This window comes from Pseudacidovorax sp. RU35E, from assembly GCF_900156165.1.
Classification (GTDB): domain Bacteria; phylum Pseudomonadota; class Gammaproteobacteria; order Burkholderiales; family Burkholderiaceae_C; genus Xenophilus.
The window spans coordinates 189053-205415 of record NZ_FTMY01000005.1; the positions used below are offsets into that span (position 1 = coordinate 189053).

Below are 16363 nucleotides of genomic sequence, written 5' to 3' on the forward strand. Positions count from 1 at the left end.
GCGGCTGCGCGACCGGCCCGCGACCGGGCAAGCGCCAAGGCCGTCGCCTGGGTGACGACGGGACGCGGGCGGGCGCCGCCAGGACGGCGCGAAAGGCTCAGTCCCGCGGCGCGAACCGGTCACCCGGCGTCAGCGGCACATGCCGGTAGCTCGCCGGCGTGCGGTCCAGCTTGATCGGCGAGCCCAGCCCGCGCCAGCCGCCCTCCATCTCCACCACCATGCCGCGGTGCGCCGTGTGCGGATGCCGCAGGGCCGCTTCCACGTCCAGCACCGGCGCTGCGGGCACGCCCGCGGCCATCAGGTCCTCCACCAGCGCGCGGCCGTCCAGGGCGGCCATCTGCGCCTCCAGCGCCGTCTTGAGCGCATCGCGGTGGGCGGAGCGGGCGCCGGCGGTGGCGTAGTCGGGCAGCGCAGCCAGCTCGGGCCGGCCGATCACGCGGCAGAAGGCGGCGAATTGCCGGTCGTTGCCCACGGCCACGAACACGGGGTCGGTGCACGTGCGCAGCGCGTCGTAGGGATAGATGTTGGGATGCGCATTGCCGGTGCGCTTGGGGGCTCGCCCATCCATGAACCAGTTGGCCGCATGCGGGTGCAGCAGCGCGAGGCCGCTGTCGTACAGCGCCGCCTCCACCAACTGGCCCCGGCCGCTGCGCTCGCGCTCCTGCAGGGCCATCAGCACGCCCAGCGCGGCATTCATGCCGGTCACCATGTCCACCACCGGCAGGCCCACACGCAGCGGGCCGCCGTCGGCCTCGCCGTTGATGCTCATGATGCCGGTCATGGCCTGGACCGCGGCGTCGTAGCCGGGCAGCGCGCCCAGCGGGCCGTCGCTGCCGAAGCCGGTGACGCGGCACCACACCAGGCGCGGGAAGCGCTGCGACAGTTCGGCCTGGCCGATGCCCCAGCGCTCCATCGTGCCGGTCTTGAAGTTCTCGATCAGCACATCGGCTTCGGCGACCAGGGTCAGCAGCCGCTCCCGGTCCTCGGCCGTCGTCAGGTCCAGGTGCTGGATGCGCTTGTTGCGGTTGAGCCCGTGGTAGTACGAGGCCACGCCGTCGCGGAACGGCGGGCCCCAGGTGCGGGTGTCGTCGCCGCCGGGCGGCTCCACCTTGAGCACGTCGGCGCCGTGGTCGCCCAGGATCTGGCCGCAATAGGGCCCGCCGAGGATGCGCGACAGGTCGAGCACGCGGATACCGGCCAGCGCGCCGGGTTGGGAAGGCAGCTGCATGGAAAGGTCCTGTGCCTTGTCAGTCGAGCTGCGCGCCGGACTGCGCGACCACGCCCTTCCACTTGGCCGTCTCCGCGGCGATGAAGCGGGCCAGCTGCTGCGGCGAGGTGTCGGGCGCGGGCTCCAGGCCCTGGGCGTCGAAGGACTGCTTGACCTTGGGCGAGGCCAGCACCTCCGCGAACTGCCGGTTGAGCAGCGCGATGCGGTCGGCGGACGTGCCCGCCGGCGCCACGATGCCAAAGAACACGCTGACGTCGTAGCCCTTGTAGCCCTGCTCGGCGATGGTCGGCACCTCGGGCAGCGCGCGCGAGCGCGTCGCCGTGGCCACGCCCAGGGCGCGCAGCTTGCCGGCCTTGATGTAGGGCAGGGCGGTGAGGATGTCGGTGAAGGTCATGCTGACCTGTCCGCCCAGCAGGTCGTTGAGGGCCGGGCCGGTGCCCTTGTAGGGCACATGCAGGATCTCGGTGCCCGCCATGCTGTTGAACAGCACGCCCGCCAGGTGCGACGAGGCGCCGTTGCCCGACGAGGCATAGCTCAGCTTGTTGGGGTTGGCCTTGGCATAGGCGACCAGCTCCTTCACGTCCTTGGCCGGCAGCGCGGGGTTGACCACCAGGATGTTGGGCAGGTGCCCCACCTGGATGACGGGCGCGAAGCTCTTGGTGGGGTCGTAGCCGATCCTGCGGTACAGGCTCACGTTGATGGCCAGCGGGCCCGAGGTGCCGAACATCAGCGTGTGCCCATCGGCCTCGGCGCGCGCCACGTACTCGGCACCGATGTTGCCGCCGGCCCCGGCGCGGTTCTCGACCACCATGGGCTGGCCCAGGCGGGTGCTCATCTCGGCGGCCAGCGTGCGGGCCATGGCATCGGTCGGGCCGCCGGGCGGGAACGGCACGACGAGCATCACGGGCTTGGAAGGGAAGGGCGCCTGCGCGAAGGCCGCGGGCATCAGCGCGGCGGCGGTGGCGGCCAGGGCGAACTGGCGGCGGCGAAGAAGGGCTTGGTAGGGCATGCGTGTCTCCGTTTTGTTGTCGGTCATCGGGGGTCGTGAAAGAGGTCGGTGCAAGCCCGCGTCAGGCGGGCGTCTGCACGGCGGGCGCGGGCGCCGTGGCCGGCGTCGCCTGCCAGCCCGCGGGCAGCGCATCGGGTGCCAGCGGGTCGCGCGGCAGCACGCGGTGCAGCAGCGCCAGCTGCGCCCAGCGCAGCCGGTCGGCCGAACCGGTGCGCACCGCTTCCCAGGCCATGGCGGTGGCGCTGGTGCAGTGGTAGAGGGCCGAGGCCGCCTGCCGCGCCAGCACGTCGCCGCCGTCCCGCGTGGCCGTCTCGGCCAGCGCGCAGGCGCGGTCCATGGCACTGCGCAGCGCCTGCGCGAAGGCAGGGGCCAGCGCATGCCCGGCCTCGGTCAGCAAGCCATCCACATGGGCCCGCAACACCGGCAGCGAGCCCTCGCGCCGTATAGCGCGCAGCACGTCCAGCGCCACGATGTTGCTGGTGCCTTCCCAGATCGAGCCGAGGTGCGCGTCGCGCACCAGACGCGGGTCGCTCCATTCCTCGATGTAGCCGCAGCCGCCGCGCACTTCCATGGCGTCGCCGGTGACTTGGCGCGCGTCGCGGCAGGCGCGGAACTTGATGAGGGGCGTGAGGATGCGCAGCAGCGCATAGGCCTGCGCATCGCCGCCGTCGGAGCGCTCCAGCGTGCGCGCGGTCTGGAAGGCCATCGTGCGGGCCTGCTCGGCCGGCACGCGCAGCTTGTCGAGCTGGCGCTGCATCAGTGGCATCTGCGCCAGCGTGCGGCCGAAGGCGCGGCGCTCGCGGGCGATGAACTCGGCCTCGGCCACCGCGCGGCGCATCAGGCCGGCGGCGCGCACGCCGTTGGACAGGCGCGAGTTGTTGACCATGTCGGCCATCTGCACGAAGCCGCGGCCGGCCTCGCCCACCAGGTGCGCGATGGCGCCGTCGAGCCGGATCTCGCCGCTGGCCATGGAGCGCGTGCCCAGCTTGTTCTTGAGCCGCACGATGCGGTAGTGGTTGAGCGCACCATCCGGCAGGCGGCGCGGCAGCAGGAAGAGCGAGACGCCCTTCATGCCGGCCGGCGCGCCATCCGCGCGGGCCAGCACCATGGCGAAGTCGGCGTCGGGGTTGGAGCAGAACCACTTGTCGCCCGACAGCCGCCACTGGCCGGCCTCGTCCTGCCAGGCGCGCGTCTCGGTGGCGGCGATGTCGGAGCCTGCGGCCTGCTCGGTCATGAACATGGCGCCCTGGGCCAGCTCGTCGAAGTCCAGCGAGGTGAGCCGCGGCAGGAAGCGCGCCACCAGCTCGGGGCTGCCGAACTTGCGCAGCGTGCGGGTGAGCGAGTCGGTCATCGAGACCGGGCAGCACAGCCCGAACTCGGCCTGCACGAAGAGGAAGGTCAGCGCGTACTTGACCGCAGGCGGCATCTTGCCGCGCCAGCCCAGCGTCTCCTCGCGGTGCGACATGGCGCCCAGGCCGAATTCGGCCAGCGCCAGCCGTTCCATCTCCACATAGGCCGGGTGTTTGGCGATGCGCTGCTCGTCCTGGCCCGTGCGGCTGCGCAGGCTCAGCGTGGGCGGATTCTGGTCGGCGGTAGCGGCCAGCGTGTCCAGCCGGCCGCCGGCCAGGGCGCCCAGCCGGTGCAGGTGCAGCTGCAGGTGCGCGAGCAGAGGCGCGGGCAGGTACAGCGCCAGCAGGCGCTGCAGTTCGTCATCGGTGGCGTAGAGGTTCTGGCCGTGGCGGTCGGGAATGGCGGCGGTCGCCGCGGGCGGGCGGGTATCGGGCATGGCGCGTGTCTCCTGGTTCGGTGGCCGGCGCCACTCGAACGATGGGCGGGCCTTGCGCGCATTGTTGGAAGCCGATCCATGCAGGTCTAATATCGTTTGACACATGTTCCATTCGAAGGAGATATCGATGGATCTGCGGCAGCTGCGCTACTTCGCCGTGCTGGCCGAGGAGCTGCACTTCGGCCGTGCCGCGCAGCGGCTCGCCATCTCGCAGCCGCCGCTGTCGGTGGCGATCCGCCAGCTGGAGGCACGTCTGGGCGCGCGCCTGTTCGAGCGCACCAGCAAGGCCGTGCGCCTGACGCCGGCGGGCCTGGCGCTGCAGACCTCGGCCGCCCGGCTGCTGGCCCAGGCTGCCGAGGCCGCGCAGGAGGTGCGCGACGTGGCCGAGGGCTCGGCCGGCCGGCTGCGCGTGGGTTTCGTCGGCGCCATGCTCTACCGCGGGCTGCCGCAGGCGCTGCGGCGCTTCCAGGCGGCGCATCCGCGCGTGAAGCTCAGCCTGACCGAACTCAACTCGGCCGAGCAGACCGCACGCCTGCAGCACGACCAGCTGGACCTGGGCTTCATCCACACCAGCCGCATCCCCGACGAGCTGGCGCAGCGCCTGCTGGTGCGCGAGCCCTTCGTCTGCTGCCTGCCCAGCGGTCACGCGCTGGCACGCCGGCGCGAGGTGGCGCTGCCGGCCCTGCGCGAGCAGACCCTGGTGCTCTTCTCGCGCGAGGCCTCGCCCGACTACCACGAGCGCATCCTCGACCTGTGCGTGGCGGCCGGCTTCGTGCCCCAGGTGCGCCACGAGGTGCGCCACTGGCTGGCCGTGCTGGCGCTGGTGGCCGAGGGGCTGGGCGTGGGGCTGGTGCCGGCCGCCATGCAGCGCGCCGGGCTGCGCGGCGTGGTCTTTCGTCCGCTCGCCGATGCGTCGGGGCAGTCCGAGGCCCACGCCATCTGGCGCCGCGGCCCGCCGCATGTGCATGCGCAGCGCCTGCTGGCGCTGATGGAGGACGGGGCCCCGGGTTGAAGCGCCCTGGACCGCCGCGCCGAGCCGATCAGCGCGGCGCGGGGGCGCCCAGCTGCTGGCGGAAGAAGGCCACGACCGCTGCGTTGAAACGCTGGTGGAAGGCCGTGCGGTCGAAGCCGGGGCCGTCCTTGCAGATCTCGGGCGCCATGCGCATGAACGCGGCCGAGCAGGGGGCCAGGAAGGCGAAGTGCGCCGCGCCCTCGGCCACCTGCCATTGCGGCGGCGTGGGCAGGCCGTCGCGCACGGCAGCCACGCTCTCGGGCGTCACGCCGTCGCCGCCGAACTGCGAGGCCCACAGCTGCACCGGCACGCGCACGTTCTTCAGCCCCGGGGCAGCGAACACGCTCAGCGGATCCACCACCACGGCGGCCCGGATGCGGGCGTCCGGCACTGGCGGCGGCGGCACTTCGCCGCGGGCCGCCTCCTGGCACAGCGGCACGGTCGAGCCGGCCGGGCACAGGTCGCGCCGCAGCGTCCAGTCCGGCTGTGCGCCGATGAGCGCCAGGGCGGTGTAGCCGCCGCGCGAGAAGCCGAAGACGCCGATGCGCTGCGGGTCCAGCGCCACATGGCCGGGCCAGCGCCCGAGCATGTGGTCGATGAGCCGCCGCATGTCCACAGGCCGTGTGGCGAAGGCGGACAGCCGGGCCTGGCGGCTCAGGTCGCGGAAGTTGTCGCCCGGGTGCGCGATGGCGGCCACGACGAAGCCCGCATCGGCCAGCGCAGCCGCCGTGTCGTGGTGGCCCATGGCCGAGCCGCCCGTGCCGTGCGACATCACGACCAGCGGCAGCCCGCTGCCGACCACCGGGCAGTCGCGCACGCCCTTCACCACGAGCGGCTCGAGCACGATGTCCGCTGCGGGCGTGGCGCATGGCGACCAGACCGCGCCCTGCAGGGCAGGACCGTCGGCGGCGGCGGGTATTGCGATGAACGCCAGGCCCGCGGCGTGCGCGCCGGGACCGAGCAGGGCGGCGAGCAGTGCAAGCAGGACTGCGGCGTGTAAGGGCTTCATCGGTCGTGGTCGGGCAGATGGGAAGGAACCGGCTCCTGCATCGGTCGGCGCAAGGGAGCGGGCGGGCGAGTGGCAGCCGTTGCGGCACATCGCCAACGCTTGCGGCGGCCGTGCTCCGATGCGAGTGTGCTGCCGGATCCGCGCCGCTGTTTAGCCGGGTTTGCGCGAATGCCGACATCGGCGACGCAGGAGCACAAAGCAAAAAAAACGCCACCCGAAGGTGGCGTCTTTCGTCGCGGAGTCAGCGAGATGATCAGGCGATCGACAGCTCGACCTCGACGTTGCCGCGGGTGGCGTTGGAGTAGGGGCACACCTCGTGGGCGGCGTCGACCAGCTTCTTCTTCTGCTCGTCGTCCAGGCCCGGCAGCGTGATGGCCAGCTTGGCGGCGATGCCGTAGGCGGCGCCGCCCTTGATCGGGCCCAGGGAGACGCTGGCGTCGATGCTCACGTCATCGGGCACCTTCACGCCGACCTTGGGGCCGACGGCCTTCATGGCGCCGATGAAGCAGGCGGAGTAGCCAGCCGCGAACAGCTGCTCTGGGTTGGTGCCGGGCTTGCCGGAGCCGGGGGAGCTCAGCGTCACGTCCAGGGCGCCGTCGCTGGTCTTGCTGGCGCCTTCGCGACCACCGGTGGTGTGGGCTTGGGCGGTGTAGAGCACTTTTTCGAGCTTGTGGGTCATGGTCTTTCTCCTGGGTTGAATGGGGGAAAACAAGGGAGGCAAGGAACGATCAGGCGGCGGACACGCGGTCGCGCAGCGCCTGCAATTGCCGGGTGAGCTGCGAGAGCTCCTCCAGCGAACACTGACTTGCGGCCAGCAGGCACTGCGGCACCTGCACGGCCCGGGCCCGCAGCGCCCGGCCCTCGGCCGTCAGGCGGATCAGCACGCGCCGCTCGTCGGCCACGTCGCGCATGCGGGTGAGGTACCCGGTCGCTTCGAGGCGCTTGAGCAGGGGGGTGAGCGTGCCGGAGTCCAGTGACAGCCGTGTGCCGAGTTCCGACACGGTGACGCCATCGGCCTCCCACAGTGCCAGCATCACCAGGTACTGCGGGTAGGTCAACGCCAACTCGTCGAGCAGCGGCTTGTACAGCCGCGTCATGGACAGGGACGCCGAATACAGCGCGAAGCACAGCTGGTTGTCCAGGCTGAGCAGTTCGGCGGTGGTGGGCGTCTTGGGCATGGGCCGGATTGTGCGCGCAATTCAATTGCGCGCAAACCAATTGCGTGCAAGACCATGGCGCGGACAGGGCCGTCGTCCCTGTCCACCGTGCGCCCTCAGCGGCCGGTGAAGCGCGCCGGCCGGCGTTCGACGAAGGCGCGCACACCCTCGGCGGCGTCCTCCGTCGTCTGCAGGCGTTGCTGCACCGGGCCGAAGTCGGCCACGGCGGCGGCCTGGCCCAGTTCGATCGCCTTGAGCACGTTCAGACGCGTGGCGACCACCGCCTGCGGCGCCTGCGCGGCGATGCGGCGGGCGATGCCCACGGCGGCGTCCAGCACCTCGGCGGCCGGCACCACCTTCTGCACGAAGTTGCAGCGGTAGGCCTCGGCGGCATCGAACTCGTCGGCGGTGAGCAGGTGCAGCAGCGCATTGCCCACGCCGGCGCGCTCGGGCATGCGCAGCGTGGCGCCGCCGGTCGGCAGGATGCAGCGCTGCACTTCCATCTGCGAGAAGCGGCAGTCGTCGGCCGCCACGGTGATGTCGGCGCCCAGCATCAGCTCGATGCCCACCGTGTAGCAGATGCCCTTGACGGCCGCGACCATGGGCTTGGTGCGGCGGCGGTAGCCGGGCAGGCCGAAGTCGTGCGGCTCGACCAGGCCCATGGGCGCGAGCTTTTCGCCGCGGCGCAGATGCTCCACCACCTGCGGCAGGTCCAGCCCGGCGGTGAAGTGGTCGCCGAAGGCATGCAGCACGCCCACGCGCAGATCGGGCTCGTCGTCCAGCCGCGTGTAGGCCTCGGCCAGCTCGCGGAACATGCGCGGCGTCCAGCCGTTGCGCTTGGCCGGGCGGTTGATGCCGATGAGCAGGATGTGCGTGTCGACGACTTCGCAGCTGATGCAGCCTTCGGGCGGTGGGGCGGGGGTCTGGATGTCCATGGGGCCGTGTGTCCTGGGTGTTGTCTCCAGCGGCGGAACATAGGGCATCGGCGCGCGGATGGCGGTCGCGCAGACGACGGCCCGCCACCACGACCCGGATCGCCCGAATCCGCACATGCCCACGGCCGGCGCATGCATGGGGCGCATCCCCTAGACTGCCCGTCCGCCATGCCCCTCACCATCGACCCCCACGACATCGAGTTCAGCGCCGTCCGCGCGCAGGGGCCGGGCGGGCAGAACGTCAACAAGGTGTCGAGCGCCGTGCACCTGCGCTTCGACATCCGCCGCTCCTCGCTGCCCGACGCGGTCAAGGAGCGGCTGCTGCAGCGCCAGGATCAGCGCATCACCAAGGACGGCGTCATCGTCATCAAGGCGCAGTCCTCGCGCAGCCAGGACCAGAACAAGGCCGAGGCCGTGAGCCGGCTGGAGGAGATCGTCGCCTCGGCCGCCACCGTGCGCCGGCCGAGACGGGCGACCGCGCCCACCTTCGGCTCCCGGCAGCGGCGACTCGCGTCCAAGGCCTTGCGCTCCACCATCAAGTCTGGCCGGGGCAAGGTGTCGCTTCAGGGGTGAGCCTGGCGGCCGGGCGTAGACGGTGCGCGCGTCAGGGGCGATCAGTCCGCGCGACCGCCGAGCTGCTGGAGCCCGAGCCAGGCCACGTTCGCCAGGCCCAGCCCACCGGTGGTGGCGGCAGGTTCGAAGGTGGCGCTCGAACGCGCATTCGGCCGCGGAAAGGTGGGTCCAGCCGCTGCAGTGGCCGCCGGCACACCGATGTGGACCATCGTGCCGAAGACCTGCTGCGGCTGCACCGCGAATGAGCGGCTGGCGCCCTGCGACAGATCCAGGTTGAGGGCGGCGACGCCGGCCCGTGCATCGGGCGCCGCGTGCACAACGGCCTGCGGTGCAGGCGCCGCGTTCTCGAGCGCCAAGTTTTCGGTGGCCAGTGCCGGCGCGGTAGAAGCGATCAGCATCAGGGCCGACGCGGCCTGGCGGAGCGAGAGAGCGGGAATGGGTGATCCTTGGCGGGGGGTGGCTTGGGCCGCGAACGGCCGGGCGAACCGACCCGCAGACGCGGGTTGCGGCGACGAGCGTACCGCATGACGGGTGCGGCAAGACAGCCGCATGCGCAGGACGCAGCGGGCCAAAGCGATGTCCGGCCGCCGCTCAATCCAGCTTGATGCCCGCGGCGCGGATCACTCCGCCCAGCTTGACGGCGTCGTCCCTGATCGCCTGGCCGAATTGCTCGGGCGTGCTGGCCACCACGTCCATGCCCATGGCCCCCAGCTTCTCCGACGTCTCTGGCTGGCGCAGGATGCGGGTGATCTCGCCGTTGAGCTTGGCGACGATGGCGCGGTCGGTGCCGGCCGGTGCAACGAAGCCGATCCAGGTCACCAGGTCCATGCCGGGCAGGCCGCACTCGGCCATGGTCGGCACGTCCGGCAGTTGCGGCGAGCGCTTGGCGCTGGTCACCGCGATCGCGCGCACCTTGCCGGCCTTCACGAAGGACATGGCGGGGCCAAGGGCATCGAAGATCACGGGCACCTGGCCGCCGACGACATCGGTCATGGCCGGGCCGCTGCCCTTGTAGGGCACGGCCACCATGTCCACCTTGGCCGAGGCCTTGAAGGCTTCACCGGCCACCTGGGCCGGCAGCGCGCCATGCGCATAGGCGAGGCTGCCGTTGCGCGACTTGGCGAGTGCCACGACATCGGCCACCTGGCGGGCGGGCAGGCTGGGGTGGGCCGCCATCACCATGGGCATGGTCACGGCCAGGGTCACGGGCGCAAAGCTCTGGATGGGGTCGTAGGGCAGCTTGGCGTACAGGCTCTGGTTCATCGACAGGGTGGCGTCGATGGGCAGGAAGAGCGTGTAGCCGTCGGGTGCCGCGCGTGCCGCCAGGTCGGCGGCAATGACGGTGTTGCCGCCCGGGCGGTTGTCGACCGTGACGGGCACCTTCCAGTGTTCGGTGAGCTTGGCGGCCACCACGCGCGCGACGGTGTCGGTGCCGCCGCCCGGCGGGAAGGGCACGATGATGCGGATCGGCCGCTCGGGGTAGCTGTCCGCGGCCGACGCAGCGACGGCAGCGGCATGGGCGAGCGGCAGCGCGAGCGCGCCGACCAGGAGTTTTAGCAGGGTTCTCACGGCTGGGGCCTTTCAGGAAATCGACCGGGCGCGACGCCGCTGAAGCGCGCGGTGGACCGATTTCGCGGCACCCTGGAACGTCATCACCTCGCCGTCGCAACGCAGATACGTTACTTTTCAATAATTGAGGTGTCAACTAGTTGGGTATTGGCATGGCGGTGGTGCGCCGTGCCTCGGGCGGTGCACCGCCCAGGGGCGCCGGCGTTGCGCGCGCGGCCTGCCTTGCGCAGGCGCGACGCGCGCCATACTCCTCAGTAGCTGTACACCCCACGCCCCGTCTTGCGCCCGAGCTGGCCCGCCGCGACCATCTCCTTGAGCAGCGGGCAGGGCCGGTACTTGGAGTCGCCGAATTCGTCCAGGTAGACCTCCATCACCGCCAGGCACACGTCCAGGCCGATCATGTCGGCCAGGGCCAGCGGGCCGATCGGGTGGTTGCAGCCCAGCTTCATGCCGGCGTCGATGTCCTCCGGCGTGGCCAGGCCCTCGGCCAGCACGAAGAAGGCCTCATTGATCATCGGCACCAGGATGCGGTTGACCACGAAACCCGGCGCGTTCTTCACGGTGATGGGCTGCTTGCCCAGCTTGAGGGCCAGCGCCTTCACGGCGTCGTGCGTGGCGTCGCTGGTGAGGTAGCCGCGGATCAGCTCCACCAGCGCCATCATCGGCACCGGGTTGAAGAAGTGCATGCCGATGAAGCGGTCGGCGCGCGAGGTGTCGGCGGCCAGCTGCGTGATCGAGATGGACGAGGTGTTGGACGCGACGATCACCTCGGGCGCCAGCAGCGCATCGACCTGCTTGAGGATCTTGCGCTTGAGTTCGTGGTTCTCAGTGGCGGCCTCGATGACCAGCTGCGCAGCCTTGAGGTCATCGTAGTTCGTCGAACCCTGGATCAGCCCGAGCGCGGCGGCCTTCTGCGCCTCAGTGAGCTTTTCCTTCTTGATCAGCCGGTCGAGGCTGCCTGAGACGGTGGCGAGGCCCTTGTCCACGGCGGCCTGGTTGATGTCCACCATCACCACCTTGACGCCCGACACGGCACAGGCCTGCGCGATGCCGTTGCCCATGGTGCCGGCACCGATGATGCCCACGGTCTGGATGTCCATTGATTCGCTCCTCGAGATTGGAAAGGAAGAAAGGAAAAAAGAGGCGGAAGGATCTGCAGGCAATGCTAACGGCCCATGCGGGAGCCGCCTGTTGCGCAGGCGCAGGGTGACCGCGGTCGCGGAGCGGGGGGCGCGCCTCGGGCCTTCGGGTCAGTCCCGATGCCGGCAGCCGCCGGACAGCCAGTTGTCGCAAGCGCTGCGAGTGGGCGACTGCCTACCCTCGCGGCCACGACCGGGCCTCCAGAGCCCCGGCCCCAGAACCGCCGGAGACACCGTCCATGCGCCCTAGGGTAAGTCCCTCGACCCGTCCGCTTCCAAGTGCCCAGACGCGCCACTACGATGGCGCGCGCTTCCCGTCGACCCGGCTGCCGGATGCGGCCGGGCCGGGGGCCGACCCGCACCACGGTGGCGGCCTGGCGGGGCCGCACCTTCTGCCAGGAGGAGACACGAGGATGCACATGAGCAGGGCGAACCGCGCCGCAGGCGAGCGCGTGATGTGGCTGACGTCTCAGCGCGTCTTCTACGCCGGGCTGCTGGGCGCGACGCGCACCCGCAGTCTGGGTGGCCATGCCGTGTACGTGTCGCCGCGCGGCCTGCCCAATCGCGTGAGCATCGATGGCGGCCCCTGGCAGTCGGGCGAACTGCTCGTGGTGCCGCCGCATGTGCCCCATCGCGTCGAAAGCCCCGAGCCGCAGGTGCTCAACGTGGTGGTCGAGGCCGAGTCGGTCCGTGCCGAGGCGCTGCCACCGGTGCTGCAGCAAAGCGGCGCAGTGCACGACGACGCCATGGTGCGCCGCGTGCGGGTGGCCCATGCGCAGCTGCTGGCCGCCTGCGAGGGCGAGGCGCCCCCGCCGGCCGACTTCGACCGGCTCTTCTTCGGCGAAGCGCTGGCGCCGCGCTGCGTCGATCCGCGCATCGCACAGGTCATCGCCCGCATCTGCGCCAACCCGGCCGAAGCCCTGGCCGCCGAGGCCTGCGCGGAGTCGGTGGGGCTGTCCTTCTCGCGCTTCCTGCATCTGTTCCGCGACCAGGTGGGCGTGCCCTTCCGCGTGTTCCGCGCCTGGAAGCGGGCGCGCAGCCTGCTGCGCTACGTGCACCAGGGCACGAGCCTCACCGACATCGCGCTGGAAGCGGGCTATCCCGATTCCACCCACTTCAGCCATTCGATCCGGCAGGTGTATGGCCTCACGCCCAGCGACATCGTCGCGGGCTCGCGCCGCCTGGCCGTGATGGACGCGCACGGGCCCGCGGCGGCCTGAGCGCGCCCCGCATCCGCCCCCTCGCGACGGACGCCGCGCGCACACGCACATGCAGGTGCTGCAACTCCTGCTCTCGGGCATCGCCCAGGGCTGCATCTACGGGCTGATCGCCCTGGGCTTCGTGCTCATCTACAAGGCCACCGAGACCGTCAGCTTCGCGCAGGGCGACCTGATGATGCTCGGCGCCTTCGCGGCCTTTGCGGCCATGACGCTGCTGGGCCTGCCCTTCTGGCTCGCGGCGGTGCTGGCGGTGGCGGCGCTGGTGGCCTTCGGCGCGCTGCTGGAGCTGGTGGTGATTCGGCCCATCCTGGGCCAGCCGCAGTTCTCCATCGTGATGCTGACCATCGGCATCGGCTACGTGGCGCGCGGGCTGATCACCATGGTGCCCGGCATCGGCACCGAGACGCACACGCTGCCCGTGCCCTACAAGGACCAGGTCTGGAACCTGGGCGGCCTGGTGGTGAACGTGGAGCAGGCAGTGGTGATCGTGGCCACGGCCGTGCTGTGCGGCCTGCTCTTTGCCATGTTCCGCTACAGCAAGCTGGGCATCGCGATGCAGGCCAGCTCGCAGAACCAGCTGGCGGCGTACTACATGGGCATTCCGGTCAAGCGGCTCAACGGACTGGTGTGGGGCCTCGCAGCGGCGGTGGCCACGGTGGCGGGCATCCTGCTCGCGCCCATCACCTTCGTGCACGCCAACATGGGCTTCATCGGGCTCAAGGCCTTTCCGGCGGCGGTGGTGGGCGGCTTCGGCAGCCTGCCGGGCGCCATCGTCGGCGGGCTGGTCATCGGCGTGGTGGAGTCGATGGCGGGCTTCTACCTGCCCGACGGCTTCAAGGACACGGCGCCGTACATCGTGGTGCTGGCCATGCTGATGGTGAAGCCCAACGGGTTGTTCGGCGAGAAGCTGCGCAAGAAGGTCTGAGCCATGCGTTTCATCTTCAAGACCTCCTACGCGCAGGACATCGACCTGGCCAAGCACGGCGGGCACCGCTTCTGGTATGCGCTGCTGGGCGTGGTGCTGCTGGCGGCGCCTTGGTTGCTGGACGAATACTGGCTGGCGCAGCTCAACTTCGTGCTCATCTACTCGGTGGTGGGGCTGGGGCTGATGCTGTTGGCGGGCTTCACCGGGCAGTTCTCCATCGGCCATGCGGCCTTCCTGGGCACGGGCGCGTACACGCAGGGCGTGCTGGTCAACCTGGGCGTGCCCTTTCCGGTGGCGATGGTGGCGGCGGCGCTGCTGTCCGCGGCGGTGGGCGTGGTGGTGGCCATGCCGGCGCTGCGGGTCAAGGGCATCTACCTGGGCATCGCCACGCTGGCCTTCGGCTTCATCGTCGAAGAGGTGTTCGCGCGCTGGGAAGGGCTCACGGGTGGCAACGCCGGCCTGCACGTCAAGTCGCCCCGGCTCTTCGGGCTGGACTTCGGCGGTGGCGAGGCCTTCTACTTCGTCTGCCTCGCCACGGCCGTGCTGTGCACGCTGGGCGTGCTCAACCTGCTGCGCGCGCCCACGGGCCGGGCCTTCGTGGCCATCCGCGATTCGGAGATCTCGGCGCAGAGCATGGGCATCCACCTGGCCCGCTACAAGACGCTGGCCTTCGCGCTGTCGGCGGCGCTCGCGGGGCTGGGCGGGGCGCTCTATGCGCACAAGATCAGCTTCCTCTCGCCCGACCAGTTCAGCATCCTGCAGTCCATCGACCTGCTGCTGCTGGTGGTGATCGGCGGGCTGGGCTCGGTGCACGGCGTGTTCCTGGGCGCCATCTTCCTGATCTCGATGCCGCAGCTCATCGCGTTGAGCAAGGACTGGTTGCCCGAAGCCGTGGGCCAGGCGCCCGGCCTGCAGGGGCTGGTGTACGGCCTGGTGCTGATCGCCTTCGTGCTCTTCGAGCCCATGGGCCTGTACGGCCGCTGGCTCAAGGTGCGCGCGTGGCTGCAGCTCTTTCCCTTCTACCGCCGCGGCATGTTCAAGCGGCAGAAGTCCTTCACCAAATCGGACCGGCTGAAATGAGCGACGTGCTGCTTTCCGCCCAGGACCTCAGCGTGCGCTTCGGCGGCGTGCTGGCGGTCAACCAGGTGAGCTTCGACGTGCGGCGCGGCGAGGTGTTCACGCTGATCGGCCCGAATGGCGCGGGCAAGACGACGGTGTTCAACCTCATCAGCCGCATCTACCAGCCCACGACGGGCCGCATCACCTGGAATGGCGGCGCGGCGCCGCTGACGCTGACCGACCAGCCGCCGCACGCGATCGCGGCGCTGGGCATCGCGCGCACCTTCCAGAACATCGAGCTCTTCGAGCATGCGACGGTGCTGCACAACCTGCTGATCGGCCGGCATGTACACCGGCGCACCGGGTTCTGGTCGGAACTCATCTTCACGCCGGCCACCCGCGCCGCCGAAGTCGCCGCGCGCGAGAAGGCCGAGCAGGTGATCGACCTGCTGGACCTGCAGCACCACCGCGATTCGCTGGTGGCCGGCCTGCCCTATGGCGTGCGCAAGGTGGTCGAGCTGGCCCGCGCGCTGTGCACCGAGCCCCAGCTGCTGCTGCTGGACGAGCCCTCGTCCGGCCTGAACGTGGAGGAGACCGCGGACATGGCCTTCTGGATCCAGGACATCCAGCACGAGCTGGGCATCTCCGTGCTGATGGTGGAGCACGACATGACGCTGGTCTCCAAGGTGTCGGACCGCGTGCTCGCGATGGCCCAAGGCGAGGTGCTGGCCCTGGGCAGCGCCCGCGAGGTGCAGGCCGATGCGCGGGTCATCGAGGCCTACCTGGGCACCGCCGAGGACGTGAGCAGCCTGCGGCGGCCGAAGGTGGCGGCATGACACGCGCCGACGCATCGCGCGAATGTCGCGCCGCGGGTCACGAAGGAGCACGCCCATGAGCACCGGCATCGCCATCGCCTCGACCACGCTGCCGGTGCACGCCGGCCTGCCGCTGGGCGCCGGTACCGAGCCTGCGGAGGACGTGCTGCAGCTGCTCAACGTCGAGAGCGCCTACGGCCCCATCAAGGCCATCCGCGGCGTCAGCCTCAAGGTGCGGCGCGGCGAGATCGCCACCGTGCTGGGCAGCAATGGCGCGGGCAAGACCACCATCCTCAAGACCATCTCCGGCATCATCGATCCGCGCAAGGGCACGGTGCATTTCAAAGGCCGCGACATCACCGCGCGCGATCCGGCCTTCATCGTGCAGCAGGGCCTGTCGCATGTGCCCGAGGGGCGCGAGGTGTTCCCGCTGCTGTCGGTGCGCGACAACCTGCTGATGGGCGCCTACACCCGCCGCGACCGCGATGGCGTGGCGCGCGACCTGGAGACGGTGTTTGGCTACTTCCCCATCCTGCGCGAGCGTGCCGCGCAGGACGCGGGCCTGCTCTCGGGCGGCCAGCAGCAGATGCTGGCCATCTCGCGCGCACTCATGGCTGCGCCCGAGCTGATCCTGCTGGACGAGCCCTCGCTGGGCCTGTCGCCCAAGCTCACCAAGGAGATCTTCGAGATCGTGGTGCGCATCAACCGCGAGCGCGGCACCACGCTGCTGGTGGTGGAGCAGAACGCCAACATGGCGCTCAATGCGGCCGACTACGGCTACGTGCTCGAGAACGGCCGCATCGTCATGGAGGACAGCTGCGAGCGCCTGCGCGAGAAGGAGGACATCAAGGAGTTCTACCTCGGCATGCAGGAGACCGGCGCCCGCGGCGAGCGGCGCTGGAAGAAAAAGAAGACCTGGCGTTGACC

The 16363-nt window shown here is 70.7% G+C and carries 17 protein-coding genes; 7 read left to right on the plus strand and 10 right to left on the minus strand.

Translation table 11 applies throughout. The annotated features are described in order from the left end of the window. Positions 1-97 precede the first annotated feature (97 nt). The 3 genes from BXA03_RS10745 to BXA03_RS10755 all read right to left on the minus strand — a co-directional run bounded on the left by BXA03_RS10745 (position 98) and on the right by BXA03_RS10755 (position 4023). Positions 98-1228, minus strand: coding sequence for a CaiB/BaiF CoA transferase family protein (locus tag BXA03_RS10745; protein WP_076507193.1), 1131 nt, complete (start codon positions 1226-1228; stop codon positions 98-100). A gap of 19 nt (positions 1229-1247) precedes the next feature. Then, positions 1248-2237 carry a Bug family tripartite tricarboxylate transporter substrate binding protein gene (locus tag BXA03_RS10750; protein WP_076507673.1) on the minus strand — a complete coding sequence of 330 codons (990 nt, stop codon included), beginning with the start codon at positions 2235-2237 and terminating at the stop codon, positions 1248-1250. A gap of 61 nt (positions 2238-2298) precedes the next feature. After that, positions 2299-4023, minus strand: a complete 1725-nt coding sequence (locus BXA03_RS10755; protein ID WP_076507195.1) for an acyl-CoA dehydrogenase family protein — start codon at positions 4021-4023, stop codon at positions 2299-2301. 127 nt (positions 4024-4150) lie between these two features. Here BXA03_RS10755 and BXA03_RS10760 point away from each other — a divergent pair, with 127 nt between their 5' ends. After that, entirely contained in the window at positions 4151-5035 is an 885-nt protein-coding gene (locus BXA03_RS10760) for a LysR family transcriptional regulator (protein ID WP_076507197.1), read from the plus strand. A 28-nt stretch (positions 5036-5063) separates the two neighbouring features. Here the strand turns inward: BXA03_RS10760 and BXA03_RS10765 are convergent, their stop codons facing one another. From BXA03_RS10765 to BXA03_RS10780, 4 genes are all read right to left on the minus strand, one after another. Next, positions 5064-6044 carry an alpha/beta hydrolase family protein gene (locus BXA03_RS10765; protein WP_076507199.1) on the minus strand — a complete coding sequence of 327 codons (981 nt, stop codon included), beginning with the start codon at positions 6042-6044 and terminating at the stop codon, positions 5064-5066. A gap of 253 nt (positions 6045-6297) precedes the next feature. Beyond that, positions 6298-6723, minus strand: a complete 426-nt coding sequence (locus BXA03_RS10770) for an organic hydroperoxide resistance protein (protein ID WP_076507201.1) — start codon at positions 6721-6723, stop codon at positions 6298-6300. A gap of 49 nt (positions 6724-6772) precedes the next feature. Then, positions 6773-7222 (minus strand): MarR family winged helix-turn-helix transcriptional regulator, encoded by a 450-nt coding sequence (locus tag BXA03_RS10775; protein ID WP_076507203.1) that lies wholly within the window; start codon positions 7220-7222, stop codon positions 6773-6775. 95 nt (positions 7223-7317) lie between these two features. Beyond that, positions 7318-8136 carry a crotonase/enoyl-CoA hydratase family protein gene (locus BXA03_RS10780; protein ID WP_076507206.1) on the minus strand — a complete coding sequence of 273 codons (819 nt, stop codon included), beginning with the start codon at positions 8134-8136 and terminating at the stop codon, positions 7318-7320. Between the two features lie 168 nt (positions 8137-8304). Here BXA03_RS10780 and arfB point away from each other — a divergent pair, with 168 nt between their 5' ends. Further along, on the plus strand, positions 8305-8709 hold the full coding sequence (gene arfB / locus BXA03_RS10785; protein ID WP_076507208.1) for an alternative ribosome rescue aminoacyl-tRNA hydrolase ArfB: 405 nt from the start codon (positions 8305-8307) through the stop codon (positions 8707-8709). Between the two features lie 41 nt (positions 8710-8750). Here arfB and BXA03_RS10790 read toward each other — a convergent pair whose 3' ends face one another. From BXA03_RS10790 to BXA03_RS10800, 3 genes are all read right to left on the minus strand, one after another. Further along, complete coding sequence (locus BXA03_RS10790) at positions 8751-9107, minus strand: hypothetical protein (RefSeq protein ID WP_076507210.1); 357 nt, start codon at positions 9105-9107, stop codon at positions 8751-8753. 193 nt (positions 9108-9300) lie between these two features. Further along, positions 9301-10278 carry a Bug family tripartite tricarboxylate transporter substrate binding protein gene (locus BXA03_RS10795; RefSeq protein WP_076507212.1) on the minus strand — a complete coding sequence of 326 codons (978 nt, stop codon included), beginning with the start codon at positions 10276-10278 and terminating at the stop codon, positions 9301-9303. A gap of 251 nt (positions 10279-10529) precedes the next feature. After that, positions 10530-11378 carry a 3-hydroxybutyryl-CoA dehydrogenase gene (locus BXA03_RS10800; RefSeq protein ID WP_076507214.1) on the minus strand — a complete coding sequence of 283 codons (849 nt, stop codon included), beginning with the start codon at positions 11376-11378 and terminating at the stop codon, positions 10530-10532. Positions 11379-11836: 458 nt separating this feature from the next. On the opposite strand from BXA03_RS10800, the gene BXA03_RS10805 reads away from it, so the two are divergent. From BXA03_RS10805 to BXA03_RS10825, 5 genes are read left to right on the plus strand one after another with little or no spacing between them, the layout of a single operon-like run. Beyond that, the gene (locus tag BXA03_RS10805) at positions 11837-12637 is read left to right on the plus strand and encodes a helix-turn-helix domain-containing protein (RefSeq protein WP_076507215.1); all 801 of its coding nucleotides are present in this window, start codon (positions 11837-11839) and stop codon (positions 12635-12637) included. 49 nt (positions 12638-12686) lie between these two features. Further along, positions 12687-13562: a branched-chain amino acid ABC transporter permease gene (locus BXA03_RS10810; RefSeq protein ID WP_076507217.1), complete on the plus strand. Its 876-nt coding sequence runs from the start codon at positions 12687-12689 to the stop codon at positions 13560-13562. Positions 13563-13565: 3 nt separating this feature from the next. Then, the gene (locus BXA03_RS10815) at positions 13566-14642 is read left to right on the plus strand and encodes a branched-chain amino acid ABC transporter permease (RefSeq protein WP_076507220.1); all 1077 of its coding nucleotides are present in this window, start codon (positions 13566-13568) and stop codon (positions 14640-14642) included. After that, the gene (locus BXA03_RS10820; RefSeq protein ID WP_076507221.1) at positions 14639-15457 is read left to right on the plus strand and encodes an ABC transporter ATP-binding protein; all 819 of its coding nucleotides are present in this window, start codon (positions 14639-14641) and stop codon (positions 15455-15457) included. Before BXA03_RS10815 ends, BXA03_RS10820 begins: the two co-directional genes overlap by 4 nt. 55 nt (positions 15458-15512) lie before the next feature. Further along, complete coding sequence (locus tag BXA03_RS10825) at positions 15513-16361, plus strand: ABC transporter ATP-binding protein (RefSeq protein ID WP_234983654.1); 849 nt, start codon at positions 15513-15515, stop codon at positions 16359-16361. The last annotated feature ends 2 nt before the right edge of the window (positions 16362-16363 follow it).